Source organism: Streptomyces sp. TAA040, from assembly GCF_000424845.1.
The window spans coordinates 1-1,263 of record NZ_AUKR01000070.1 but is presented as its reverse complement, the minus strand read 5'-3'; the positions used below and the strand labels follow the sequence as shown (position 1 = coordinate 1,263).

The window sequence follows — 1,263 nt, the reverse complement described above, 5'->3', positions numbered from 1 at the left end:
CCTCCGGCACACCGGCCGCGACCACCGGCGGCCTCTGACAGCTCTGGGCCTTACGTGATCAACCCGGACAGATCGCGATCACGCAATGACCTTGCTTCCCCAGCCCGGCGTCGCCGTAGATCACCGACATCGCCCGTGATTCGACGGTGTCGACGACGGTGTCCTTGATCTGCAGCAGCGTGTCGGTGGCGACCAGCTCCGAATCCGGAATGTCAAGGAAGAACTGCGGGCGCAGATCCGGGCGGCGCGGCGCCGCAGGATCGGGTTGGCGCTGCGGCGTGGTGGTGGTCATGCGTCCTCCGAAGACGGATGGGCGGGGGCGGGGGCGGTGGCCTGGCCGGGGCGTACCCAGCCGGCCGGGACGGGGGTCAAGGGCTGGTACGGCTCTTCGCGCCGTCGGGGAGCGGCAGGGGCTCGCCGGCTGGTGCCCGCGAGTTCAGCCAGCGCCTCTTCCTTGGTCATCCGGGTTGCCGAGGCGGGCAGTTCGGGTTCCGTAGCCGGCAGATAGCGGTCGCGCCTGCGCTCACCGGAGCGCTGCAAGGCCCTGCGCAGTTCAGCACTGTGCTCCCGGCGGCCGGCAAGGACCTTGGCGCGCAGTTCCTCGCCTGCCTCGTCGCTGAGGAACGCCCGGCCCAGGTAACGATCCCCGCGGAAGGTGTACAGGTCGATCTCATGGGCGTGGTGCGGCATCCACCGCACCCGCACCTCGACCCCGATCCATCCGGCACCGTTCTCCGGCATGTAGCAGCGGCCCGCGAACTCCACCCCGTGACTGGTGATCTTCCTCGGCCGGTGGTCGCTCTCCAGCATGAACGCACGCAGCTCGGCCGGCGTGGGCTCGGGCCGGACCTCGGTCGGGTCGGCCAGCCACGCCTCAAGCGGCGTCATCCCGGTGCGCCCCACCACGTGCTCGGTGTTGTGCTCGGTGACCCACTCCCCCAGGCGCTGAACGAACGCCTCGAACGTCAACGGCGGGTCCGTCTCGCCGAGACGTCGGCGGTGATCGAGCAGGGGCGCCTTGGTGTAGCGGGGCAGGCCGGCGAAGAAACGAGTCATGCTGGTGCGGTTCAGCCGCTCGATACCGCCCTTGTGACGGGCGCTGCGCACCCGGTGCACCGGGACACCGAGCAGGCCGAAGGCCCGCCGGACGGTCTTGGACAGGAAATCGGGCTCTCCGGTCGCTTCCGTGGGTCGCTGACCTGGGCTGATGCGCAGAACACGCCGTATCCCGGCTACGTTTCGACGTACGAAGGTACGAAACGG

The 1,263-nt window shown here is 69.6% G+C and carries 2 protein-coding genes; both read right to left on the bottom strand.

The window, feature by feature from the left end; translation table 11 throughout:
* Positions 1 to 58: 58 nt before the first annotated feature.
* Positions 59 to 292: a hypothetical protein gene (locus H300_RS0121695; protein WP_028429052.1), complete on the bottom strand. Its 234-nt coding sequence runs from the start codon at positions 290 to 292 to the stop codon at positions 59 to 61.
* Positions 289 to 1,263 (bottom strand): Mu transposase C-terminal domain-containing protein (locus tag H300_RS28600; protein WP_486584000.1); only part of this gene is annotated, 975 nt, incomplete at its 5' end. The genes H300_RS0121695 and H300_RS28600, both read right to left, overlap by 4 nt.